This window comes from Actinacidiphila guanduensis (assembly GCF_900103985.1).
Taxonomy (GTDB): Bacteria; Actinomycetota; Actinomycetes; order Streptomycetales; family Streptomycetaceae; genus Actinacidiphila; species Actinacidiphila guanduensis.
This window is the reverse complement of record NZ_FNIE01000002.1, coordinates 484,215-508,020: the sequence shown is the minus strand read 5'-3', so window position 1 is coordinate 508,020 and position 23,806 is coordinate 484,215. Positions and strand designations below refer to the sequence as shown.

Annotated in this window: 16 protein-coding genes; 11 read left to right on the top strand and 5 right to left on the bottom strand. The window is 69.6% G+C overall.

Going from position 1 to position 23,806, the window contains the following annotated elements; all coding sequences use genetic code 11:
- Nucleotides 1-47: 47 nt before the first annotated feature.
- The gene (locus tag BLR33_RS05500; protein ID WP_093783100.1) at nt 48-1,229 is read right to left on the bottom strand and encodes a cysteine desulfurase family protein; all 1,182 of its coding nucleotides are present in this window, start codon (nt 1,227-1,229) and stop codon (nt 48-50) included.
- A gap of 418 nt (nt 1,230-1,647) precedes the next feature.
- Here BLR33_RS05500 and BLR33_RS05495 point away from each other — a divergent pair, with 418 nt between their 5' ends.
- From BLR33_RS05495 to BLR33_RS05460, 8 genes are all read left to right on the top strand, one after another.
- The gene (locus BLR33_RS05495) at nt 1,648-3,267 is read left to right on the top strand and encodes a DEAD/DEAH box helicase (RefSeq protein WP_093783099.1); all 1,620 of its coding nucleotides are present in this window, start codon (nt 1,648-1,650) and stop codon (nt 3,265-3,267) included.
- Nucleotides 3,264-5,132 carry an ATP-binding protein gene (locus tag BLR33_RS05490; protein ID WP_093783098.1) on the top strand — a complete coding sequence of 623 codons (1,869 nt, stop codon included), beginning with the start codon at nt 3,264-3,266 and terminating at the stop codon, nt 5,130-5,132. Before BLR33_RS05495 ends, BLR33_RS05490 begins: the two co-directional genes overlap by 4 nt.
- Nucleotides 5,129-6,040 (top strand): phospholipase D family protein, encoded by a 912-nt coding sequence (locus tag BLR33_RS05485; RefSeq protein ID WP_093783097.1) that lies wholly within the window; start codon nt 5,129-5,131, stop codon nt 6,038-6,040. Before BLR33_RS05490 ends, BLR33_RS05485 begins: the two co-directional genes overlap by 4 nt.
- Before the next feature lie 124 nt (nt 6,041-6,164).
- Nucleotides 6,165-6,809, top strand: a complete 645-nt coding sequence (locus BLR33_RS05480) for a hypothetical protein (protein ID WP_093783096.1) — start codon at nt 6,165-6,167, stop codon at nt 6,807-6,809.
- 226 nt (nt 6,810-7,035) lie between these two features.
- The gene (locus BLR33_RS05475) at nt 7,036-7,827 is read left to right on the top strand and encodes an adenine nucleotide alpha hydrolase family protein (RefSeq protein WP_245771171.1); all 792 of its coding nucleotides are present in this window, start codon (nt 7,036-7,038) and stop codon (nt 7,825-7,827) included.
- Between the two features lie 788 nt (nt 7,828-8,615).
- Nucleotides 8,616-8,990 (top strand): hypothetical protein, encoded by a 375-nt coding sequence (locus tag BLR33_RS05470; RefSeq protein ID WP_093783094.1) that lies wholly within the window; start codon nt 8,616-8,618, stop codon nt 8,988-8,990.
- A gap of 573 nt (nt 8,991-9,563) precedes the next feature.
- Nucleotides 9,564-9,842, top strand: a complete 279-nt coding sequence (locus BLR33_RS35045; protein WP_093783093.1) for a hypothetical protein — start codon at nt 9,564-9,566, stop codon at nt 9,840-9,842.
- 418 nt (nt 9,843-10,260) lie between these two features.
- A complete protein-coding gene (locus BLR33_RS05460) occupies nt 10,261-11,661 on the top strand; it encodes a hypothetical protein (protein ID WP_143031631.1) in 1,401 nt (466 codons plus the stop codon).
- A gap of 337 nt (nt 11,662-11,998) precedes the next feature.
- On the opposite strand, the gene BLR33_RS05455 is transcribed toward BLR33_RS05460, so the two are convergent.
- The 4 genes from BLR33_RS05455 to BLR33_RS05440 all read right to left on the bottom strand — a co-directional run bounded on the left by BLR33_RS05455 (nt 11,999) and on the right by BLR33_RS05440 (nt 18,452).
- The gene (locus tag BLR33_RS05455) at nt 11,999-12,232 is read right to left on the bottom strand and encodes a hypothetical protein (RefSeq protein ID WP_093783091.1); all 234 of its coding nucleotides are present in this window, start codon (nt 12,230-12,232) and stop codon (nt 11,999-12,001) included.
- Between the two features lie 402 nt (nt 12,233-12,634).
- A complete protein-coding gene (locus BLR33_RS05450; RefSeq protein ID WP_093783090.1) occupies nt 12,635-13,768 on the bottom strand; it encodes a chitinase in 1,134 nt (377 codons plus the stop codon).
- Nucleotides 13,769-14,208: 440 nt separating this feature from the next.
- Complete coding sequence (locus tag BLR33_RS05445; RefSeq protein WP_093783089.1) at nt 14,209-15,495, bottom strand: SWIM zinc finger family protein; 1,287 nt, start codon at nt 15,493-15,495, stop codon at nt 14,209-14,211.
- Nucleotides 15,492-18,452 carry a DEAD/DEAH box helicase gene (locus BLR33_RS05440; protein ID WP_093783284.1) on the bottom strand — a complete coding sequence of 987 codons (2,961 nt, stop codon included), beginning with the start codon at nt 18,450-18,452 and terminating at the stop codon, nt 15,492-15,494. Before BLR33_RS05440 ends, BLR33_RS05445 begins: the two co-directional genes overlap by 4 nt.
- 358 nt (nt 18,453-18,810) lie before the next feature.
- Here BLR33_RS05440 and BLR33_RS05435 point away from each other — a divergent pair, with 358 nt between their 5' ends.
- The 3 genes from BLR33_RS05435 (at nt 18,811) to BLR33_RS05425 (ending at nt 23,575) form a co-directional block, all read left to right on the top strand.
- Nucleotides 18,811-20,010 carry a hypothetical protein gene (locus tag BLR33_RS05435; RefSeq protein WP_143031630.1) on the top strand — a complete coding sequence of 400 codons (1,200 nt, stop codon included), beginning with the start codon at nt 18,811-18,813 and terminating at the stop codon, nt 20,008-20,010.
- Between the two features lie 231 nt (nt 20,011-20,241).
- The gene (locus tag BLR33_RS05430) at nt 20,242-22,734 is read left to right on the top strand and encodes an alkaline phosphatase family protein (protein WP_093783087.1); all 2,493 of its coding nucleotides are present in this window, start codon (nt 20,242-20,244) and stop codon (nt 22,732-22,734) included.
- Between the two features lie 301 nt (nt 22,735-23,035).
- Complete coding sequence (locus BLR33_RS05425; protein ID WP_093783283.1) at nt 23,036-23,575, top strand: DUF1453 family protein; 540 nt, start codon at nt 23,036-23,038, stop codon at nt 23,573-23,575.
- The last annotated feature ends 231 nt before the right edge of the window (nt 23,576-23,806 follow it).

The following is a 23,806-nucleotide window of genomic DNA, read 5'->3' as shown; positions in this document are numbered from 1 at the left end:
CTCCCGTGTCCATTCAGGTAAAAGTGGATCTTGCTGGGCAGGTGCGGCTACGTTGCGGATGCGAGGGTGGCGCGCACATGTTGGACTGCACGAACCGTCGAGGCTACGGCTCGGTCGATGTCGTCAGCGGTCGTGCCGTACCCCAGAGAGAACCGGACGGTGCACTCTGCCTCTTCCCGGCTCCGCCCCATGGCCAGGAGCACATGACTCGGGCTCGGCGCGCCCGACGAGCATGCGCTCCCCTCCGAAGCGGCCACGTCAGGCATCGACGCTAGGACGGCGTCCGCCGGGGCGCTGTGGAAGGTGATGCTGGTGACGCCCGGCAGCCGGCGGTCAGCTGCTCCATTGACGCGGCAGTCGCCAACCTGCGATACAAGCGCCGCCTCCAGCAGGTCCCGCAACCGTGTAATTCGCGGCACCTCGGCGGCCATGCCGAGGCGGGCAGCCTCAGCCGCAGCCCCTGCACCAGCGATGCCCGCCACATTCAGCGTGCCGGCCCGCCAGCCGCGCTCCTGCCCACCACCGAACAGCAGCGGGCGGTATGGAAGCGCAGCACCGCGGCGGACGAACAGCGCTCCCACGCCCTGCGGGCCGCCGAACTTGTGAGCAGACAGCGATAGCAGGTCGACGTCCGTCTCGGCGAGATCGATCGGCAGTCGGCCCACCATCTGCGTCGCGTCGGTGTGGACCAGGGCGCCCGCCTCGTGCGCGGCTTTGGTGACCGGCGCAAGGTCGGTCAGCACGCCTGTCTCGTTGTTCGCCGCCATCAGCGACACCACGCCGACGTCCCGAGTCGCCAGAGCAGCATGCAGGGCGTCCATGTCCACCAGGCCGTCGGCGTCCACGGCCAGCACGACCAGAGCTCCCGGCTGATCTGCCGTGATCGCTTTGGCTGTCTCAAGAATGGCCGGGTGCTCCACCGCGCTCGTCGCTAGCCGCCCGCCGGATGCGAACGCCGCACGCAGTGCAAGGTTGTTCGCCTCCGTCGCACCTGATGTGAAGACGATCTCCCCATGGGAGCAGTTCAGCAGGTCAGCGAGCTGACGGCGCGCCAGATCCACACGTTCGGCGGCACCGCGGCCGGATCGGTGCGTACTCGAGGCGTTCCCCACGCTGTTCATCGCGGCAAGAGTGGCTTGGAGGGCTTCGGGGCGAGTAGGAGCAGTAGCGTTGTAGTCGAGGTAGACCAGACCCACATCCGGTGACTGAAAAGTCACTTTCCACCCCATTCAATCTGTTCTACTTGCCGAGCTGGCGGCTTCCAACTCACGGTCGAGACCATCCACCAGTTGTACCCGTGATCCTAGCCGGAGCGACCGACACCCCGAGGGAAGCCGTGCGGTTCCGCTGCTTCCATGCGGTACCGAAGCACTGATTACGAACAAATGTTCGCATAAATCGACGCCTCCCCGATAGGGTTGAAAGCTCATGCAGGACAGGCAAGTTCTGCACAGAAGGGCGTGGTCTTCGGCTCCACCTTCACGGACTTCCGAGACCACGCGCAGGCTGTCGGCGTATAGGGCTAGGGTTTGATCGCAGACGGTGGTGTGAGGTGGGTCTCTCCCACCAGCGTGGAGGCGCAAACGAGCGTTATGGAGGGGCACAAAGCGTGGGTAACAGCGGGATCGACCTCAGCCTGGTCGGGTCGTGATCGGATCACCTGGCATCGCATTTGAGTCCGTCCTGGACTCCGCGCCTCTCCCGTATGTCCGCAGCCTCCTGGGCGACAACGCTTGCAACCTGCTGGACCTCCTGTACCGCGATCAGGACGCGGAGACGGCGCTGCGCAGGGTGGCAGCCTCCGCCGTCTCACCCGAGCGGATCATCGGGGATCCGGATGACCGTTCGCGGTTCCTCGAGATGCTCCCCGAGCAGAAAATCACCGAACTCGCCGAGCGTCTCGGCGTCGGCATCGTAGATCCCTCCAGTGATCTCCTCGCCTCACTGCCGTGGTCGCAGGAGCAGCGTCGTACGCTGCTCGGATTCCTCGGGCTCATCATCGACCGGGCTCCGGAGATCCCCACCGCGTTGCGCAGTGTTTGCACCCCGCAGTACGCGCTCTTCCCCCACCAGCGGCTCGCTGCCTGCCGGGTGCAGCGACTGCTGTACTCCGGCGAACGACGGGTCGTCCTGCACCTGCCCACCGGCGTCGGCAAGACCCGCACCGCCATGAACATCATCTGCGACCACCTGCGGCGGCACGAGCCGACCGTCGTGGTCTGGCTCGCGCGGGGCCGCGAGCTGCTCGAGCAGGCCACCCTTGAGGCCGAGAGGGCATGGGGCGCCCTCGGTAACCGTGAGATCTCCATCGTGCGCATGTGGGGGGACGCACCTACCGACCTCGACGGCGTCAACGACGGCATCATCGTGCTCGGCCTCGACAAGGCCAGCGCTGCAGCGAACACCGATACGACGTTCCTCGACAAGCTGGGCATCCGTACTACCCTCACGACCTTCGACGAGGCCCACCAAGCCATCGCCCCGACCTACCGCCGCACTGTCGATGCGCTCACCCTTCGCAGCGACTCCAGCTTGCTGGGCCTGACCGCGACCCCCGGTCGGACTTGGGCGGACCTCACCGAAGACGAGAGGCTCGCCGATTTCTTCGCCCACCAGAAGGTGATGCTGGAGATCGACGGCTACGACAACCCGGTCACCGCCCTGATCGAACAGGGCTACCTCGCCCGACCGACGTTTCGCACCGTCGCCGCGGAATCCGGCACCACCCTCAGCAGTCGGGATAAGCAGGCCCTCGCCGCATCCTTCGACATCCCCGACACACTCATGGCCCGGCTCGCCAGCAACGTGCAGTGGAACCTCCAGGTCGTCCGGACAGTCCTTGACTTGAGCAAGAACCATGAACGAATCCTGCTCTTCGCCGCATCCGTCGAACACAGCCGCCTGCTTGTAGCGATCCTGTCCGCTCTCGGCCTTGACGCAGACCAGGTGACGGCCGAGTCCCCTCCGCGTCACCGCGACCGGGCCATCGCACGCTTCAAGGGCACCAGCAGCCGGCCGATGGTCCTTTCGAACTACGGCGTCCTGACCACCGGATTCGATGCACCCGCCGCGAGCGCGGCCGTCATCGCTCGCCCGACCCGATCCCTGGTTCTGTACAGCCAGATGGTCGGACGGGTCATCCGCGGCCCGCAGGCCGGCGGAACCCCGACCTGCGACATCGTCACCGTCATCGACCCCGAACTCCCGGGCTTCGGCGACGTAGCGGAAGCATTCACCAACTGGGAAGACGTGTGGAGCACCCGATGACATCCAAGTATTCGATCGTCACCTCCGATTTGACGGTCAAGGCTCTGCAGGACAGCGGCTACAAGTCCACCGCGCACGCCATCGCCGAACTCATCGACAACGGCCTCGAAGCCGAGGCCGAACTCGTCGAGCTGTTCGTCGTCGAGGGCACCGAGCACACCGGGCTCCGTACGCGGTATCGCGTCGAGAAGATAGCTGTCCTCGACAACGGACACGGCATGGACCCCGAAACGCTCCGGCAGTCTCTTCGCTTCGGTGCCGGCACCCGACAGCAACGCAAAGGCATTGGCCGGTTCGGCGTCGGCCTGCCGAACTCCAGCATCTCGCAGTGCAACCGCGTGGACGTCTGGTCCTGGACCAACGGCCCGGAGAACGCGCTGCACACTTATCTGGATCTCAAGGAGATCGCCGCCGGCTGCGAAGAGGTACCGGAACCCGAGCTCGACGCGGTGCCTGGCGAGTGGCAAGACTTGTCCGAGGGCCTCGGCCGCTCCGGCACCCTTGTACAGTGGACTGAACTCGAACGCGTGCAGTGGCGGGGCGCGCAGACCACCGTCACGAACACGGAGAATCTGATCGGACGGATCTACCGCCGCCTCATCGCCAAGGGCAAGCGGATCAAGCTCGTTCCGGTGCGTGGCTGGGCCCAGTTGCCTGGTGCTGGTGACACCCGTCCCAACGACCCGCTCTACCTCATGAGCCCGAGTTCCACGCCCACCCCGTTCGACAAGAAACCGATGTTCCGCGCCTACGGTGCTGGCAACACCGGGGAGGTCGGCATGGAGAGGTTCATGGTTCGCGGCGCCGATGGCCAGGACTACCCGGTCCTGGTGCGCTCCTCCATCGCAGTTGACGCCGCCCGCCGAACCGACATCGAGGGCGAGCCCTGGCCGGCGAACGTGGCACCGAGCCTCAAGCCTGGTGACACCCCTTGGGGCAAACACGCCGCGAAGAACCTCGGGATCTCCCTGATCCGGGCCGACCGCGAACTTGACCTCGACACCGGCTGGATCAATTCCTACGACCCGGTCGAGCGATGGTGGGGCGTCGAGATCGACTTTCCCCCGGCTCTCGACGAGGTGTTCGGCGTCACCAACAACAAGCAGGCCGCAAACATCTTCTCCAGTCTCGCCCACTTCAACTGGCGCGAGGAAGCCGCAGGACTGTCCTGGGAGGAGTACCGGGAAGAACTGCGTGAGGAGGGCGACCGGCGCCTTCCCCTGATCGAGATCGTCTATCACATCCGCGAGAAGCTCCTCGGCCGTCTGCGCACCGAGCTGGCGCATCAGACCGAGGGCACGCGCTCCAGCCGCAAGCGGCACGAGACCGTCGAGATCCAGGCTGAGGTAGCGGTCCAGCGCCGGCGCACCGAGACGCGACCAAGCCTCACTGACCAGCTCGCCGAGGAGACTCCCGAAGAGATCAGTAAGCAGATCCAGTTTGAGAGCCTGGTCGAGACACACCGCTACAACGCGGCCGATGCCCAGCGCATCATCGAAGAGACGATGTCGCAGGGAAAGCACGTCCGCCTCCTCACCAGTCGCAACCCCGACTCGCCAGCCTTCTTCAACGTCGAATACATCCCTGGCATGCTGCAGGTCGCCCTCAATATGGACCACCCGGTCTACAGCGACCTGATCTCGGTCCTCGACGGGGACATCGAGGGCGCGAGTCGCGAGGAACTCGCTGCGCGCCTCACCGCCGCGGCCAACGCTTTCAAACTCATCCTGATCTCCTGGGCTCGCTTCGAAGACGAGCAGCCAGAGAAACCCCGCGAACGCGCGAAGCGGATGCGCCAGGACTGGGGTCGCCTCGCCAGCGAGTTCCTCGGCGCCAGCGACGCCGACGACGAGGATGACGAGTGACGGTTGATCACGTCTGGCAGCAGGTCGAGCAGCTCCTCGCTACCGCGACCGACCGTGTCGTCCTGGTTGCCCCCTTCATCAAGAAAGAGGTCTTCCAGGCAGCGCTCGATGCCGTGCCGACCAAAGTCGGGGAGATCACATGCGTCACCCGATGGTCCGTTCCCGAGGTAGCCGCAGGCGTCTCCGATCCTGAGATCGCCGAGCTTGCGCAACGGGACGGGCGTGCCACCGTCCGGCTGTGCCACAACCTGCACGCCAAGCTCTACGTAGCCGATGATCGCTGCCTTGTGGGGTCCGCCAACCTCACCGGCAAGGCCACCGGCCGAGTACCCGCGGCGAACATCGAACTGCTCATCGAAACCGGCAAGGCCCACCCGGAGGTGGAACGCGTACTGGCCGCCATAGAGGCTACGGCAGTGCCCGGGACGGTTGAGCTGGCGGAGCAGATACGTGAGCAGGCATCCCTCTTGCAGAGTGACGAAGACAGCCCCCGCGTTGTCGTGCCTGGCCAAGACGAGCAACCAGCGCGATGGCTACCGGAGACACGAAACCCGGATCGGCTCTACCGCGTCTACAACGGGCGACACCGGCATATCGGGAGCGATGTGCTTGCTGGTGTAATCCGGGACCTGACGTACCTCGACATCGGCCCTGGCCTTGATGAGCAGGCGTTCGGCTCCGCAATCCTGGGCCGCCTCCATGCCATGCCCGAGCTGCAGGGACTCACAGCTGCAGGGCGGATGAATCTCGCCGAAATGCAAGCTGAGCTGCTCGCTGCAGGAGACCTCTCCGCCGAGCAGGCCCAGCGTGCAGTCGAAACGATTGCGGCCTGGCTCCGCTACTTCGACGATGTCCACTTCGTTCCCATCGGTCCTTGGGAGATCCGTCAGGGCAAGGAACTCACGTAGCGACCGGGCTGAGGATCGTCCCTGGTTCCGACAGCAGGGCCCAGCACGGACCTGATCAGCGCGATATCTTGGTGGCGCCCACCAGGGCTCGATCGCGGCGCGTACGGCGGAGAAGGCACGGGACATGGGAGCAGCACAGATCCCGTACCTGTTGGGACACGCCGAAGTGGCTGAACTCTTTGGCGTCGAACGACAGACGTCCGCGAAGTGGCGTGTTGACGGTACGCTGAAGCCCCCGGATCTTGTCGCCTCCGGCAACCCGTACTGGCTGCTGGGTTCCGTCCTCGCCCTGGATGGCAAGGCCGGCAGACGCGTCAGCGAAGAGCGCCTGCGGCAATACGAAGCGAAGATTCCCGGTGGACGTCGGGTCGAGAGCCCAGAGCTCCTGCCCGTCATTTTGGGCATTCAGGAAGTCGCTCTAGTACTCGGCACCACCCAGCAGACCGTAGCCCGTTGGCGACACCGCAAGCAGATCGTCGACGCTGACCTGCTGCTGTCCCGTTCCCCCCTCTGGCTGCTCGACACCGTCACACACGACGCCAACGAGCGCGGGCGCGGTCTCGTGGCAGAAGCGATCGAGCGGCTTCAGTCGGGCGAGCGCCTCCCGCAGAAGCCGCGAGGCCGCGGGACGGCAACCAAACCGCGACCACCCAAGAAGCCGCTGCCGAAGCCGCAGAGCTTCACCCGCTCCGAGCAAGAGGCAGCAGTCGCCTTCGTGACCGAGATGCTCTCGGAGGGGCACACCACGGTCATCCGGCCAAAGCAGTAAGCACGCCTCGCCCGACAGTTACTCGGGGTGATCCCGAGTGCTGGCACTTGTGTGCCGCGTGTGAAATAAACAGTTGACACGCGAAGTCTCATCCATAGAATATTTCACGAGATCCACTCACGTCAGGAGGCTTCATGTCACACGGCATCTGTGCCGTCACGGCGCCCATCCAAAACGGCGGTGCGCAGCACGCCACGTCCCGTGGACGGGAGGCCAACTCGTGCGAGTGATTTCCTACGGCGGCGGGGTCCAGTCCACGGCTCTCCTGGTCCTCGCGGCGAAGCGCGAAATCGACTACCCAACCTTCCTCTTCGCCAACGTTGGCGACGACAGCGAGCACCCTGCGACCCTCGCCTACATCCGCGACATAGCCGTGCCGTTTGCCTCCGGCACGGGCGTCGAACTCCACCAGCTTCGGCGCACACGGCGGGACGGCACCACCGAGACACTCATGCAGAGGCTAAACCGCCCCGACACCCGATCGATCCCCATCCCCGTGCGGATGGCCAATGGAGCACCCGGGCGCAGATCCTGCACCGCAGACTTCAAGATCAAGGTCGTCGGCCGGTGGCTCCGGCTGCACGGAGCAACTGCTAGTGCTCCAGCCACCGTCGGAATCGGCATCTCAGTCGACGAGATCCACCGCGCGAACCGCCGCCGAAGCGAACCTCACGAGCAGATCGACTACCCGCTGCTGGACCTTCGACTACGGCGCAACGACTGCGAGCAAATCATCAGGGACGCTGGCCTCCCTGTACCGCCAAAAAGCTCGTGCTTCTTCTGCCCCTTCCGCACGGTCGATGCCTGGCGACAGCAGCGAAGAACAGAACCGGAACTCTTCGAGCGAGCGATCGCACTCGAGAAGACGGTGAACGGCCGACGCGCCGCCCTCGGTCGCGACTCGGTCTACCTCACCCGCTTCGGTAAGCCACTTGCGGAGGCCATCCCCGCCCAGTGTGAGACCCCGCCGGAGGAAACGGAGGACGACGGCTGCGACTCCGGTTGGTGCATGACCTGAACTCGGTTCGGCCTGGATCCGAGGGACCTCGGAAGCCGCACCCTCCTCGCCATGCCGGAACTTTTGCGGAGAACCTCCGAGCACCAGCGGCAATATGGTCACAATCCCTCATACTCGACATCCATTACTTCCCATGGCAGATCCCCTTCATCAGCAGCTCAGGAGCCTCAGTCAGAACACCGCTCTACTTCGCCGCGGGTAGCGTCCAGGTCGTACAAACGACCTGGACGCCACCCGCGCATTCACAGATCCACCACCTCCCTCCTTCGCCAGCACTGCCATAGCCGGCCCTCCACGGTTGGGACTCCTGGGAGAAAATTGGGAGACGATCATGGAAGTACCGCCACCCCAGACCCACTTAGGCCAACCCCCACCCACCCGCTGACCTGCGGTTTCCGGAATCCCGCAGGTCAGGGAACGATCAGGGCCTCATTCGGGACGAAGAGGCAGTGGGTTCAAATCCCGCCACCCGAACTGCTGAACACGCAGGTGAGGGGCGGTCTTCCGATTCGGGCGACCGCCCCTCACTGCGTTGACGAACGCATGAGCCGTCGCCTCTCAGCGCTACGTGCACGGGTCTCAGCGCTCCGTGCACGTGTGATCGACGGCGGAGCTGCGGTCGTACCTCGTTGTCGCAGCCGCGCGGAAGCGGATTCGCCCGCGGCTTTGTCCTGGTCGTCCTGGTCGGGCGGTCGTTGCGCGACGGTAGCGCGACATCCCGGACCAGCTCTGAAGCCCTCGCGCAAAGTTCGTTGTTCCCCCGGCGATCCGCTCGGGATACTCGCCCGATGACGGACGATGCGCCTCGGGAGAAAGCCAAGGGCTGGTGGGACGAGCCCTGGTACCGGATCCGGACCGACAGGTTCGTGGCGTCCTTCCTGCCCAGCGCCGGCGAGGATTTGGACGCGGTGTGCAATGTCGATGTCGAGGTCCGCCTCACCGACGGCTCGCGCTGGAGCGCAACCGTGTTCACCGTCGCCGAGGTGCAGCGCCTGATGGAAAGATGGGCCCAGACCGGCGAAGCAGCGGACGGCCGCTACTTCTGGTGCTCGGACGGGCTGATCGTTCGCGAAGCCGGCGTCACCAACATGACCGAGGCGATCAGCGGCACCCTCGACGAAGGCGACTTCGAACGGATCCTCCAGCGGCTGGACGACGACTGACCGCCACACGACTCCCGTGTGGCGGCATGGACCTTCCGGCCATATCCCCGTCGGTCTCCTTACCTCAGCCCCGGACCGGCCCTGGCTTCGTCGACCGACTCAGGCGGAGACTCCCGCTGGCCGGCCCGTTCCTGCTGTACATCCTCACGCCTCGCGCCCAGGGGTTACGTACGCCCGACCGCCCGGACCCGTCGTCTGGATCGTCTGCGGCATGCCGACCGCCACCATCCCGCTGCCCGTCGACATCGACACCCTCCACGACCAGGAGGTGGGCCGGGGCCGCCCTGGCCGTTTTCCACGCGCTCACCTCCGGGCAGCTGCGGCGCATGACGACCACGGGCCTGTGCGACGGACGACTGTCTCTACCGAATCGGACCGTCCCCTCACCGTTCGGCCTCACCACGGGAGCCGCCCTGCGCTGCACCGGCACGATCGACCAACCCAGGGCCTCATCGAACGCAGCCTCCGCAACGCAGGACCGACACCGGGGCCAAAGCCCGGGTCGTACGTCGGCAGGCCCGCGTATCCTCACCCGCGGTTGCCCGAACAGGCTGGTGGGGCCTCGGAGATGCGATGATCTGGTCAGTAGCGGCGCGGGTGCGGATCAGGCGCGCGCGCAGGCAGCACTGGGATCGCGACATCATTCGTGGCCTGGGGCTGACGGTCCCCAAATCCGCACAGGACCGAGCACGCGAGCTCCTCCGTCAGCGGAAATTCGAGGAAGCGATCGTCGAGATCCGCAAAGCGACGGGGTACGACCGCGCCGACGCCAGATGCGTCGCGCACGCCCTCATGTACCGCTGGAAGCTGCCAACGCCCGTCCGCCGCCGGTCAAGGCGAACTCGCGCGTGAGCAGCAGCCGGCACCAGGACGTGATCGTTCACCGAACTGCGGCCGGAGCCGGGTCGCGCCCTGGAAATCGGCACCTCGCACCCACCTTCCCGCGGGAAGTCCGCCGGAACGCCCCCTGACGCGGAGCGGGACCGACACCCCAGCACCCGGCCCCCGTATCGGTTCCACCCGCCCGCCCGGCGGACCAGGACCCGTACTCCACGGCGCGGCGGACCGGAACCAGCGCGGCGGCCGGGGCGAAGGCGTCGGGTCACGGCCCCCTCGTACGCTCGTCAAATATTCGCAAAGCCAGAGGGTGTTCACGCTGGATCAGCCGGATTTGGCCCCGCCCAGGCGCGAGAACGGCATGGTCAACAGCCGCAGCCAGTGCCTAGCCTGTCCTGCGCACAACCTGTGCACACTCTGTGGGGGGAACCACATGAAACACAGTTCGAAGCGCCGTGCCATGGCGCTGACCGCAGCCGTCGGCGCCGCAATGGGCCTCGCGCTCACCGGGGTTGCGGCAGTCCCGGCGCAGGCAGCCGACCAGCCCGTCATCGCGCTCCAGCAGATCGCGCCGGTCGCGGTCTCCCCGGCCACCCTGACCGGGGTGTCGAGGACCGCGCTGCCCTACCTCTCGTTCACGACCACGGCGAAGAGCCTGAGCACCAGCGCCACGCTGACCATCGACGTGACGCAGCTCTCCCAGATCGCCACCGTGACGTTCTCGGACAACTGCACCGTGGTCCAACACGTCGCCAGCTGCGGCGAGTTGTTCTACTACGACGACCTCACCGGTGTCGGCACGATCGGCGCCGAGACGCAGATGACCGTGAAGGCCAAGGCCGGCGCGCCGGTCGGGTCGTCCGGCAGCTACACGATCAGCGGCACCGCGGACAACGCGGAAATCGTCGGCGGCCAGGGCACGGTGGAGATCGGCGGACCGGCCTACGACCAGGCCCAGCCGACCAACCGGACCGACCTGGCTGTCGGGTCGACGGTCAACGAGCCGGTGCGCTTCACCAACCGCGGCGACCGCGCTGCCGACGGCACGCAGGTGCTGCTGTGGGCGTCGCCCGGGGTCGGGTTCGCAAAGCACTTCGCCAACTGCGAGTACAGCACCGGCGGCGATCCCATGGTGGCGGAGATGGCGCTGTGCACCATCCCCGGAGTGGTGCTGCCGGGGGAGAAGGCCGCGCTCGCGCCGGCCGTCCGGTTGAACGTCGAACCGACCGCGTACTACACCTACTTGGACTCGATGGTCGCGCCGACCGGTGACCCCGGCATCCAGCAGTCGGCCGCGGGGCACCAGTGGACTCAGGGCACCGGCGGCCAGTTGACGCTGAGGGTCATCACGCCCGGGACCGCCACCGACGCGCCGTCCGGCGTCGTGTCGCTGTCCGAGCGCGGCTCGCACGGCAACTACCGCATCACCAGCCTGCAGGCCGCCAATACGGCGGACTTCTCCGTGACCGGCGCAAGCGCCACCGCCGCCGAGGGCGACACCGTGACGCTGAACTTCTCCATGACCAACAACGGTCCCGCGACCATCTTCTACCGCAGCGGCGACATCGTCGGCGTCGTCGACGTGACGCTGCCGCCGGGCACGTCGCCCGTCGGCTCCTCCGCCAACTGCCGCCAGCAGGGCGGCGGTTACTCCTGCTCGGACCAGACCATCGTCTCCAGCGCCGGCGCTGTCACGGACTTCTCCGTCACCGTGCGCGTCGACCAGGTGATTCCGGGCGCGCAGGGCTCCGTCTCCATGAACTGGGGCCCGGCCGGACAGCCGGCGTTCGACACGAACACGTCGAACGACACGGCGGCGCTCACCGTCAACTGAGCCCATCCCCACCCCCGGAGGGCCGGTTCCCACGACGGGATCCGGCCCTCCGGCCTTGAGCGCCTACGTCAGGCAAGCCCAAGGGCGCGCCGTTGCCCGCCCCGGTGGCCGCGGAGAAGAAACCTCGCCTCTCGATAACCGGACGACCCACCCGCCCGAGGGCGGCCGCACTCCTCAGAACTCGCTCTCGGCGAGAGACAACCCAGCCATCGGGTGCCGCGGCTGCCGTGGAAAACGCCCCGCGAGGAGCGCGCTTCGTCAGGCAGGCGCTCTTCGCGGGGCGTTTCCGATCAAGGCTCGGCGGTGCCCCGGCGGTTCGGGGCGGCGCGGGCGCGGATCAGTACGTGGGCTGGACCCACAGCTCGTACTGGCCGCCGCCGAGCGGGTCGCAGTGCCAGCCGACCCAACGGCCCTCCGGGAAACCGGCGTTGCCGGCGTCGGCGCAGGCGGACAGCGACGGGTAGACGCCGCCAGGAACGAACGTCGCAGCGGACGCGGTGCCGGTGGAGAGACAGACGCCTCCCACGACACTCACGGCGACAGCTGCGGCCACGGCGTACTTCTTGAGCATGGGCACTCCTGAATCGTTCACGGCCAGATCGGGAGCCGAATCGGATGGCTCGGTGTGTACACGGGGCACACGGAGAGCGACGGTCGGCTCGCCCACGAGAACGTATCCCGGCGGCAGCGGCGTGCGGCACCCGCGAAGGGTGCGCTTGCACTTCGGCCGGGGCGGTCTGCCCGAAGGGACACCTGGTGCGGGTGGGATCAGCGTCGGCTTCTGCGGTGCGGCAACTCCGGCTCGCACTGGGCGACTTGGCCCGGGTGGGAAGGCGATGACGCCGGGCCGGGGGACGAGCCGGGCCGCCTTCGGTCAGAAGTGCCTGATGCGAATGCGGCTGCCCGAACACGCACAGACGACACGGGGCCCCGGGCAGCACACATCGTTGCCGCCCGGGACCCCGGTCGTAGGTCACATGCGGATGCCGCGGGTCGCGTGGTGCGCGGCGGGCTTCGGTGCGGGGGTGGTCGAACGGGGGCTCACCCAGGGCCAGTCGGGGTGGGTGAACTTCTCGAAGGTGTTGCTGAAGTACCAGTCGGGCTGCGCGACGCCCGAGCAGGCGCCAGCACCCGTCGTGCCGGGGCAGGTGCCGTTGTCACGCTGGAGCGCCCAGAAGGAGAGGGTGTTGATCTTCTTTGCCGCGGCCCAGCGCTCCACCGTCACGGCGTCCGCCGGGGTGAACGTCTCGGCCGGGCCGAAGTCGTCGATTCCGGGCATCTCGGTGACGCCGATCCGGCTCCACAGCCGCGAGGACGGCACCTTCGGGTAGAGCGCGGCCAGTTGGTCGTGCAGGCCGGCGGCGGCCGTCTCGGTGTCGGTCGCCATCTCGTGCGACGCGCCGTCGTAGTAGTCGAACGTCATGATGTTCACGACGTCCACCCGGGCGTGGTTCGCGACGGCGTTCTGGAGCAGGGCGACGCCGGTGGCGCCGAGACCGGTCGTCGTCGACGGCAGCGTGTACGAGAACTCGACGCTGCGGTGCGTACGCTTCGCCCACGCCTCGGTCAGGGCAACTGCCTTGTTCCGGCGGTCGATTCCGGCCGTGTTGGACAGCGAGTCGGCCTCGACGTCGAGGTCGATCCGCGTGACGCCGTAGGTGGTGACCAGTCCCTCGTAGACCGAGGCGATCGACTTCACGTCGGTGCAGCTGTCGGCGATGTCGGTGTTGGTGGTGTCCGCGGCGTAACCGCCGAAGGACGGGATGGCGTTGCCGCCCCGCGCCTGGAGGGCGGCGATGTCCTTGCCGTAGACCGACGTGGAGACCGGCGTCGTGGGGTCACCGTTCCATGTCGCCGTGCAGGAACCGGCGGTGGGCGTCTGGAGGAACGCCAGGGTCAGGTACGTGTTGTGGGACTGGGCCGCGAGTGCGGCAGGGCTCCCACCGGAGTACGTCTCGTAGTACGGCGCGACCACATGGGCCGGCATGGGCGCCCGGAATGCCGGAGCGGCCTGTGCGGCGCCTCCCGCCGCCACCACCAGCCCGGCGGACACGGCGGCTGCCGCCGAGGCGGCCAGCAACGCGCGAACAGGTCCAGATCGTCTCATCAACGCTCCCACCAGAGGAAATTCGAGCAGCGGAACTACCAGCGGAACAGCATCGGGCCAGGAACGGGCGGGCCATCCGGGCAAGATTCGCGCGTCAAGGCCACCTCGAAGCAACGGAATTGACCTGACTCGCTTGACTGCGCCCATATTTGGTCTAGGCCAATGATCTGTCAAGGGCCGAGCCGCTCCGGACGAAGCCGAGAACGTACCGAGGACCCATTGAGGACGCGGGGCGGGCCGGGTGCCTGCCGACGGCCCGCTCAACGGCAGGCACCCATGGGTCACTTGCGCCGTCCGCGCAGCAGAGCGGCATTGCTACCGGCCAGCGCCCCACGCACACCGAGCCTCGCCGTCGTCGCGCGCTGCGCCCGGGGCGCCCGAGGCGGCCGCGCGCTCGGCTTGACCCGACCCGGCCGCCGGCCGCCGAGCACACTCCCGCCTCACTCACCCAGCGCCACCGCCAGGGCCACCACCGGATCGGGGTCCGGCGCACCGCGCGGCCACCATGAACCGCGCTCCTTCACGTAGGGGTACCACAAGCCGTCCTCGCCCAGGCGCAGTTGGGCGTCCTGGCCCTCCACCGTCAAGCGGTTGCGCCATGTCCGCAGCGGCAGCGCCGGGCCCACCCGCTCCGCCCTCAGCGCCTCACGCGCCCGCTCCATGGCCCTAGGCGGTGGGGTCCACGCCCGTTCCAGCACGTCCAGCGAGGGTGCCCCACCGTGGCTCCACGCCTCGGCCGCGACGGCGACTTCGGCTCGCGGGCGGCCACAGCCCGCAGCGATACGGGCGCACGCCTCCGGCTCTGCGGCGGCGATGCGCACCGCGTCCTGCCACTCGGTGAGGAGAGCGGGCAACTCCGTGTCCGCGTGCCGGTCGACGTCCGCGGCGGCCACCGCGAGCCGGTACGCCCGCAACGCCGTGTCCGCCGCCAGGAGTTCGAGCCCCTGCGGGTCCACACCGGGCGCGGGAGCCGACGCCTCGGTGAGCCGGGGGCCGCGACCGGGCCGCACCGGTGGCTCCGGCAGCTCGGGCAGAGGCGGCAGTTCGGCGCGGAAGGCGGCCTCGGCGGGTTCGGCCGCGGGGGCTCGTACGTCCGAAGTGCCCGACGTCGCCTCGGTTGCCGCCCGGGCCATGTTGCGGCGGCCCAACTCCGCGGTCAGCCACGGCTCGTCGCGCCCCCGCAGGAGCAGCAGCACGAAGGGGTCCCGGTCCAGGAGGCGCGCCACCTGGTAGCAAAGGGCGGCGGCGTGCTTGCACGGGTAGCCCCAGTCGGGGCAGTTGCAGCGCGGTTCGAGGTCCTGGGGGCCCGGCAGCAGCACGACACCCGCCGCTTCGGCATCGTCGGCGAGCCCGGGCGGCATCTCACCGTCCAGCAGCGCGGCGATGTTCGCGGCCCGCTCGGCGATCACGTCGAGCAGGCGGTCCCACTCCTGATCGGTGAACTGCCGTACCCGCATGGTGGACCGGTACGGGGCCGGGCGGCTGCCCCGCACCTGAGCCGCGGCCGATCCGGGGCCGACCGTGATGTCGCCGACCGCGCCGCCGCGCGCGTAGGTCCGGCCGCGCTGGAGCCGACCGGCGTCCAGCGACGACTCCTCCAGCGCCGCGACCCACGCCCGCCCCCACCAGGACTCGGCGAAGGGCGCCCGGCTGTTCTTGGTGGGCGGCAGCGCCTCGAACGTGCGCGTGCCGGCTTTCGAATTCGCCCCGGAACCGCGGCGTTTCACCGTCCGGCTCCGCGCAGCGCGACCAGTTCCGCCAGTTCGCCGTCGCTCAGCTCGCTGAACGCGGCCTCGCCCGAGCCCAGGACCGCGTCGGCCAACTCGCGCTTCTGCCGAAGCATCTCGGCGACCCGCTCCTCCACCGTCCCCTCGGCGACCAGCTTGTGCACCTGGACGGCCTGGGTCTGGCCGATCCGGTAGGCACGATCGGTGGCCTGGTCCTCCACCGCGGGGTTCCACCAGCGGTCGTAGTGCACGACATGGCCCGCGCGGGTGAGGTTCAGACCGGTGCCCGCGGCCTTCAGGGAGAGGAGGAACACCCGCTTCTCGCCCGCCTGGAAGGCGTCGACCATCTCCTCGCGCCGGGCCACCGCGGTGCCGCCGTGCAGGAAGAGGGTCGGCACGCCGCGGTCGGCCAGGTGGCGTTCGATGAGCCGCCCCATGGTGACGTACTGGGTGAAGACCAGGGTCGATCCGTCCTCGGCGAGCACCGTGTCGAGGAGTTCATCGAGCAGTTCCAACTTCCCAGACCGGCCCTCCAGTCGGGCACCGTCCTCCTTCAGGAACTGCGCCGGGTGGTTGCAGACCTGCTTCAGGCCGGTGAGCAGCTTCATCACCAGTCCGCGCCGGGCCATGCCTTCTGTGCCCTCGATCTCCGCCATCAGCTCGCGGACCAGCGCCTCGTACAAGGACACCTGCTCCTTGGTCAGCGTCACGGACTGCTCGGTCTCGGTCTTGGCCGGCAGCTCGGGGGCGATGCCGGGGTCGGATTTGCGGCGGCGGAGCAGGAACGGGCGTACCAGGGCGGCGAGTTGGCCAGCCGCGCGCTCGTCGCGGTCGCCCTCGACGGCCTTGGCGTACCGGCTGCGGAAAGAAGGGAGGGTGCCGAGCAGCCCGGGGGTCGTCCAGTCCAGCAGTGCCCACAGTTCGGAGAGGTTGTTCTCGACGGGGGTGCCGGTCAGGGCGACCCGCCCGCGGGACGGGATGGTGCGCAGCGCCTGGGCGGTGTGCGCGTACGGGTTCTTCACGTGCTGGGCCTCGTCGGCGACCAGGAGGCCCCACGGGTGGTCGGCCAGCCGTACGGCGTCGCGGCGCATCGTCCCGTACGTGGTGAGGACGAATCCGTCCGCGAAGTCGGCTTCCATTGCTGGGAGTTCGCGTCCGGCGCCGTGGAAGCGGTGGACCGGCACGGTGGGGGCGAACCGCCGGATCTCGCGCTCCCAGTTGCCGAGCAGCGAGGCGGGGCAGACAACGAGGGTCGGGCCCGCGGTGGTTGCCCGCTCCTGGCGGCGCAGGTGGAGGGCGATGAGCGTCACGGTCTTGCCGAGCCCCATGTCGTCGGCGAGGCAGGCGCCGAGGCCGAGGGAGGTCATCCGGTGCAGCCAGTTCAGGCCGCGCAGTTGGTAGGCGCGCAGGGTGGCGTTCAACGCCGCCGGTGCGGCGGCCGGTTCGCGTGCGGCGCTGGTGTCGGGATCGGCGATCCGGGCCCGAAGCTCCTCCAGCACCCCACGTGCGGCGACCGGGACCTGCTCGCCGTCCACCTCCACGCTCCCGGTCAGCGCCGCCCCGAGGGCGTCGACCGCGGACAGCGAAGGTGCTCCTGACCGGGCGGCCCGCCGCAGCCGCCGTACCAACTCCGGGTCGACGACGACCCATTGGTCGCGCAGCCGTACGACCGGACGGTGCGCGCCGACCAGCCGCTCCAGTTCCTCCTCGGTCAGCTCCTGCCCGTCGCCGAGCGCGACCCGCCACCGGAACTCCAACAGCGCGCCGGAGGAGAGGAACGACTCGGCGGACGACGTCGTGCTCTTGCGAGCGGGTTCCAGGACGCCGGCCGCGGTCAGCTCCCGCACCAGGTTCTTCGGCCAGTGCACGGCGACCCCCGCCGCCGCCAAGTGCTCGGCGGCCTCGCCCAGCAGGGCCTGCGCCTCCTCGTCGGAGAGCAACAGGCCAGTGGGGGCGGCGGCTTCGAGCAGCCGAGCGAGCGGCGGCCATGCGCGGGCGGCGCGGCGCAGCGTGAGCAGGGTGTCCACCCGGGCCCGGGGGCCGAAGAGTTCGGGAGCCGCCGCGCTGCCCGCCCACAGGTCCGCGGCGTCGGCGAGGACGGTGGGGTCGGCGAGACTGCGCAGTTGGACCACGGCCCGGAAGGAGCTGCCTCCGGCGTCCAAGTCCGCAGCGTCCGGCTCCCCTTGGCCGGGCTGATCCGCGGTTCCCTGGCTGACCGGGCCGGTCAGCTCCAGCCGCAGCGAGACCTGCAGACCCGCGTCGCGGCCGGCTGCGACCTCCGCCGCCCACACCCGCTGCTCCGGCACCTGCTGGGGTTCACGCGCCGCGAAGGCCGGCCCGCCGGCCAGATGGCGGGCGGCGGGCGTACGGGTCAGCGTGTCGGCCATCGCGTCCAGGAACGCCCGCAGCAGCGGGTCGGCCGCAGGAAGCGCGAGCGGTGACAGACCCGGTACGGGTACGGCGCGGGCCTCGGGCGGCATGGCAGCCGCGAGGGCGTCCAGCTTCTCGCGGTCCTCGGTGTCCAGCGGCCCGACCCGCCAGGCGTCGAACCCCTCCGGCGATACGCCGGGCAGCACCCGCCCGCGGGCGAGCAGATTCAGCCCCAGCACCGCGGCCGCGCCCCAGAACGCCGTACTCGCCGAGGCCCGACCGCTCGCGCCCAGCGCCCGGCAGCGGGTGAGCAGCGGCACGGCGTCGTCCACGGCGACAGCCACGGCCCGTACGCGCTCCTCGCCCACGCCCGCCCCCGCCGGGCGGACCACGGTCAACTCCTGCGGCTCCACCCCCAGATCCGGCGGCTCACCACCGGGGCTCCAGAAGGCGACGCGGCCCTCGCGGGGAGGGTCGGCGGGCAGGAACACGGCGTCACACGCGGCGAGTTCGGCCAGCGCGGCAAGCAACCGCCCCCGATCCGGGCCCGCGCCTCCCGCAGCCCCGGCCCCGCCTCTCTCCCCCATGCGCCCGGCCCCGCCCGCATCGGCCCGCCCCGCACCCGCCACGCCGGCGCCCCGCCCCGGCGCCCGCCGCCCCACCACCATCGCACCCGCTCCCGAAGCCGTCGCCGCACGGAACCCTGCCACGTCCGGCGACGCCCCGAAGCTCCAGGCTATCCCCGCCCCACCGGCCACACCGCGAGCCCACCGCCCTTGCCGCCGACGCGGCGCGGGCTCCCGGGAAACGAACCGCCATACCCCCGCGAGGAGCCCCAACGACGGTGGCTGTCCGAGCCCGCACCTATCCTGCTCACTTCGCACCACACGTGCACGGGGGGGTATTCGGAGCGGGCCCGAGCGGCCCGGGGGGGGAGGGGCTGGGATGAGGATCGACAGGCATCAACGCCAAGGGACGTGGCGGGGCACAGCCCAAAAAGCGCTGGTCGCGGGGACAATGGGCGTCCTGCTCGCCGGCGCACCCGCCTACGCGGACGAGGGACCGATCGACCCCGCGCTGCCGCCGCCCACGCTCCTCCCGCACGAGGACTGCGGCACCGCCGACAGCCCGGCCTGGGTCAGCACGAGAATCCCGGCACCCGCGGGGCAGACGTTCTCCCTCACGGTGCCGCGCCCGACCGTGAACGGGGTCACCTATACAGGTGTCGTCCACCTCCAGGACCTGGACGACCCCACCGCTCAGGCGGACGGCGAGGTCGAGGGACTCAACGTGCCCAGCCAGTGGGTCTATGTGCCCTTGGCCCCTGTGGACGGCCACACCTACGTCTGGTCCGCCCAGACGTACGACGGCGCCGACTACTCACCGGCGACCGACAGTTGCTACGTCACCGTGGACGCGGGCCGGCCCGTCGTCACGAGCGTCACCGACCCCGACTACCCGATGGCGGGCACCGGCGGCTCGCCGCGGAAGTCCGACGGGCAGTCGACCACGTTCACCATCGAGTCCCACGACGTCCTGCCCGCGGGATGCGGAGCGGCCGGCAACCCGGGCTGCGCCGTGAGCGGTGTCCGATCCTTCAGGTGGTCGCTCGACACCCCGCTCGGCGTGGGCGGATCGGCCACCTCCATCGGCCCGGACGGCGAGGCGACCCTCACTCTCGCCCCCTCGTGGGGCCCGCACACGCTCTACGTGCAGGTCCTCGACGGCGCCGGCAACATCGGTGAATCCTCGTACGGCTTCATCGTGCCCTGGCAGCTCCCGGCGCCCGCCGCCACCACCATCCGGGTGAACGCGCCCGCGAAAAGCACTCCAACGGCCCAGCTGGCCATCAACGGGCAGGTGGCTCCCGGCAGTTACGTGGCCGGCGAGGTCGTGCACGTCAGCCGGACCGACCCGGCGCACCCGAAGGGGACGGCGCTGCCCGACGCCCCGCTCTCCGCAGACGGGCACTTCGCGTTCACCGACGTGCCCCACACGGTCGGGTCCGTGGTCTACCGGATCACCTTCCCCGGCGACCAACTCCAGGAAACGGCAACGGCTTCGGCCACCGTGCACGTCGTGCCCTTCGCCGCACCCCCGTCCCTGCCGAGGGTGCCCGCCCTCAAGTCGCCGCCCGCGCGCTGAAGCGTCCGACGACGACGAACGGCCCTGCCGGAACGTTCCGGCAGGGTCCCTGACCTGCCGCAAAAGACCCCATCCGCCCCCGAGGAAACGTTCACCCCACACGTCACCCCACCCCCTTCCGCCGCCCGCGGTTCACGACACCTTTTCGGCGACGACAGCTCGGTCTTTGGCGGCGTACGACCGGGTGGTGTCTTGTGTGGACCGACCACGATCTTCGGCAGTGAGGGTGTCATGGCTGATTTCTCGCGCAGACGGCTCCTGAAATCCACGCTCGGTGTCGGTGGGGCGGCCGCCGCCGCAACGCTGCTGCCGCCGAACCTGCAGCGCGCCCTCGCGGACACGCCCCGGCACCCGGGGTCCCTCGACGACATCGAGCACGTCGTGATCCTCATGCTGGAGAACCGCTCGTTCGACCACTACTTCGGCACGATGCGCGGCGTGCGCGGCTTCGACGACCCCGACGCGATCACCCTGTCCACCGGCCGCTCGGTCTTCTACCAGCCGGACACCGTCAACCCCGACGGCTACCTGCTGCCCTTCCACCTCGACACCAAGTCGACCAGCTCGCAGGCGATCCCGTCCACGAGCCACGCCTGGACCGTGCAGCACGCGGCCGTCAACGGCGGCCGGATGGACCAGTGGCTTCCCGCCCACCGCGCCGCCGACGGCCAGGCCAACGGCCCCTACACGATGGGCTACTACCGGCGCGAGGACATCCCCTTCCACTTCGCGCTCGCCGAGTCCTTCACCCTGTGCGACGCCTACTTCTGCTCGCTGCTCGGCCCGACCTGGCCCAACCGCCTGTACCACTGGACCGGCACCATCGACCCCGACGGCCTGGCCGGCGGCCCCGTGACGAGCAACGTCATCCCCGCGCCGTTCCGCTGGACGACCTACCCCGAACGCCTCACCCGGGCCGGCGTCTCCTGGCACGTGTACCAGCAGGAGGACGACTACGCGACGAACCCGCTGGAGTGGTTCCAGACCTTCCAGGACGCCCGGCCGGGCGACCCGCTGTACGAGCACGGCCTGACGATCGGCCCCGCCGACCAGTTCGCCCGCGACGCGATCAACGGCCGCCTGCCGACCGTCTCGTGGATCATCCCGACCTCCGGCCAGAGCGAGCACCCCGACTACACGCCCGCCGCCGGCGCCGACTTCCTCGCCCGCCGGCTGGACGCGGTCGCGGCCAACCCCGAGGTGTGGCGCAAGACCGTCTTCATCGTCAACTACGACGAGAACGACGGCCTGTTCGACCACATGGTCCCGCCGATGCCGCCGGCCGGCACGCCCGGGGAGTTCGTGGACGGCGTGCCGATCGGCGCGGGGGTGCGCGTGCCGTGCATCATCGTCTCCCCCTGGACGCAGGGCGGTTACGTCGCCGGCGAGCCTTTCGACCACACCTCGGTGCTGCGCTTCCTGGAGCGGATCACCGGCGTGCGCGAGACCAACATCAGTGACTGGCGCCGCCGTACCTTCGGCGACCTGACCTCCGCGCTCGGCTTCGGCAGGCCGCGCCGCCCGTTCCCGCAACTCCCCGACACCAAGCGGGAGTTCTGGGCGGCCGAGCACGAGGTCGCCACCCTCCCGCCGGCCACGATCCCCGGCGCCGTCCAGACGCCCCCGCACCAGGACACCACCGGGCCCACGCCCGCGCCGGCCTCCGCGCGGGCCACCGCCGAGCCCAAGGCCCTTGCCGGCACCCGCCCTTACGCGATCAGCCGCATCGTGGAGAACGCCACCACGCACCGCTCGGACTTCCCCGGCGGCACCGCGGGCACCAACTTCCCCGGTATCCAGGAGGCAGTGCCGGACGTCGGCCCCACCACGGGCACCCACGTCTACACCGTCGGCGTGGTCAGCTTCACCCTCGCGGTGATCGACGCCGCCACCCGGCAACTCGTCGCCAGCGTCAAGGCCGGTGTGAGCCCGTACGGCCTGGCGAAGACCGCGGACGGCGGCAAGCTGTACATCAGCAGCTCGGGCGAGAACGCCGTCTCCGTCTACAACACCGGTACGGGAAAGGTCACTTCGACCATCGCGGTCGGCCCCTACCCGCACGGGCTGGCGACCTCGCCCGACGGCCGCAGCCTGTACGTCGCCAACACCGGCCCGGACACCGGTGCCGGCGGCTCGCAGACCCTCTCGGTCATCGACACCGCCTCCGACAAGGTGACCGCCACCTGGAGGACCGGCGCCGCCCCGCACTCCATCGCGCCCGGCGCGGACGGCCGCACGCTCTACGTCACCTGCTACGACGGCCTGTCCGTCATCGACGCCCACACCGGCCGGCAGCGCGGCCTGCTCGCCGACCAGGCGGAGTCCAACGGTGTCGCCGTGCACCCGGACGGCACCCGCCTCTACGTCGTCAACACCTGGCACGACACCCTGTCGGTGATCGACACCCGCACCCACGGTGTGGTGACCCGCGTACGCGTCGGCCGCACCCCGTGGCAGGTCGCCGTCAGCCCGGACGGCTCGCGCGCGTACGTCACCAACTCCGCGGACGACACGGTCTCGGTGATTGACACGGCCCGCAACCGGGTGACGGCGACGATCGGCGTCGCCCACATCCCGACGACGGTCACCGCGACGGCCTCGACGGTGTGGGTCGCCACCAACGCCTCGGCGACGATCGACGCGATCGACACGAAGTCGCTGAAGCTCCTCGGCAGCACCCCGCTCGGCCTGACCACGGGCCCGACCGGGCTGATCGTGGCGTAATACCGGGAGCGTCGTCCCCGGACAGCACTCGGGGTCCTCCCCGGACAGCACCCGCACGGCACCCAGGTCGCACCCGGGTCGTACCCAGCTCGTGGCCGAGTACGACCCGGGTCGTACCTGGTCAGGAGGCCGGGGCCGTCCGCATCCCCGAGACGCGGGCGGCCCCGTCGCTCAGCCCTGAGGGTGATGCCGAGGCCGCGCGGGCCCGCGGGCGGTCCCGCCCCGGGTGGACGCGTACTTCCACCTGCGTTCCACCCCTGGGTTGACGGAACGCGGCGCCCGCGAGCGGATGCTCGATGCCATGACCACCACCGACTGGATCATCGACATCGCCCTCGTCCTCATCGTCTTCCGCCAGATGCGCGAGGAGCGGCTGACCGCCCGCACGATCCTGCTGCCCCTGGCGATCATCGGCTGGGCCGCGAGCACCTACCTGCACGACATCCCGACCGCCGGGAACGACCTGGTGCTCGCCGCGGCCGGCGCCGGCGCCGGTGTGCTCTTCGGCCTCTTCGGCGGCTTCCTCACCCGCGTCCGGGTCGCCGAGGGGCACGTGCGGATCAGGGCGTCGCTGGGCGCGGCCGCGCTGTGGGTGATCAGCATGGGCTTCCGGCTCGCTTTCGCGGTGTGGACCTCGCACGCCTCCGGCGCCGCCCACGTCGGCCGCTTCTCCGTCCACCACGACATCACCAGCAGCCAGGCGTGGGTGGTGGCGCTGATCCTCATGGCGTTCGGCGAGGTCGTCGTCCGCCTGGGCACGATCGTCGTCCGCGGCCAGCTGGCCATGGCCCGCGCGGGCCGCGAGAAGGCGCCGGTGCGGCGCGAGGGCGCGTACGTCTGAGGCGCGTACGCGTGGGCACGGTCGTACGGCCCGAGTGGCAGCGACATCAGACCGCAGGTCCGGGCCCGGTGGGCACCCCGGACCTGCGGTCGTACGAGCGGGACGGTCCGTACGCGTCCAGTCGTACGAGCAGGGTCGTACGAGCCCAGTGGTACGAGTCGGGTCGTACGAGCCCAGTCGTACGGTTCGCGCGGCTGGCACCCTGGTGACCGTGTGGATCCCCCTGTGGGG

Coding starts and splice junctions, on each gene's coding strand:
- BLR33_RS05500 (WP_093783100.1), bottom strand. CDS start 1,229: ATGGGGTGGAAAGTGACTTTTCAGTCACCGGATGTGGGTCTGGTCTAC.
- BLR33_RS05490 (WP_093783098.1), top strand. CDS start 3,264: ATGACATCCAAGTATTCGATCGTCACCTCCGATTTGACGGTCAAGGCT.
- BLR33_RS05480 (WP_093783096.1), top strand. CDS start 6,165: ATGGGAGCAGCACAGATCCCGTACCTGTTGGGACACGCCGAAGTGGCT.
- BLR33_RS05470 (WP_093783094.1), top strand. CDS start 8,616: ATGACGGACGATGCGCCTCGGGAGAAAGCCAAGGGCTGGTGGGACGAG.
- BLR33_RS35045 (WP_093783093.1), top strand. CDS start 9,564: ATGATCTGGTCAGTAGCGGCGCGGGTGCGGATCAGGCGCGCGCGCAGG.
- BLR33_RS05460 (WP_143031631.1), top strand. CDS start 10,261: ATGAAACACAGTTCGAAGCGCCGTGCCATGGCGCTGACCGCAGCCGTC.
- BLR33_RS05455 (WP_093783091.1), bottom strand. CDS start 12,232: ATGCTCAAGAAGTACGCCGTGGCCGCAGCTGTCGCCGTGAGTGTCGTG.
- BLR33_RS05450 (WP_093783090.1), bottom strand. CDS start 13,768: ATGAGACGATCTGGACCTGTTCGCGCGTTGCTGGCCGCCTCGGCGGCA.
- BLR33_RS05440 (WP_093783284.1), bottom strand. CDS start 18,452: ATGGGGGAGAGAGGCGGGGCCGGGGCTGCGGGAGGCGCGGGCCCGGAT.
- BLR33_RS05435 (WP_143031630.1), top strand. CDS start 18,811: ATGAGGATCGACAGGCATCAACGCCAAGGGACGTGGCGGGGCACAGCC.
- BLR33_RS05430 (WP_093783087.1), top strand. CDS start 20,242: ATGGCTGATTTCTCGCGCAGACGGCTCCTGAAATCCACGCTCGGTGTC.
- BLR33_RS05425 (WP_093783283.1), top strand. CDS start 23,036: ATGACCACCACCGACTGGATCATCGACATCGCCCTCGTCCTCATCGTC.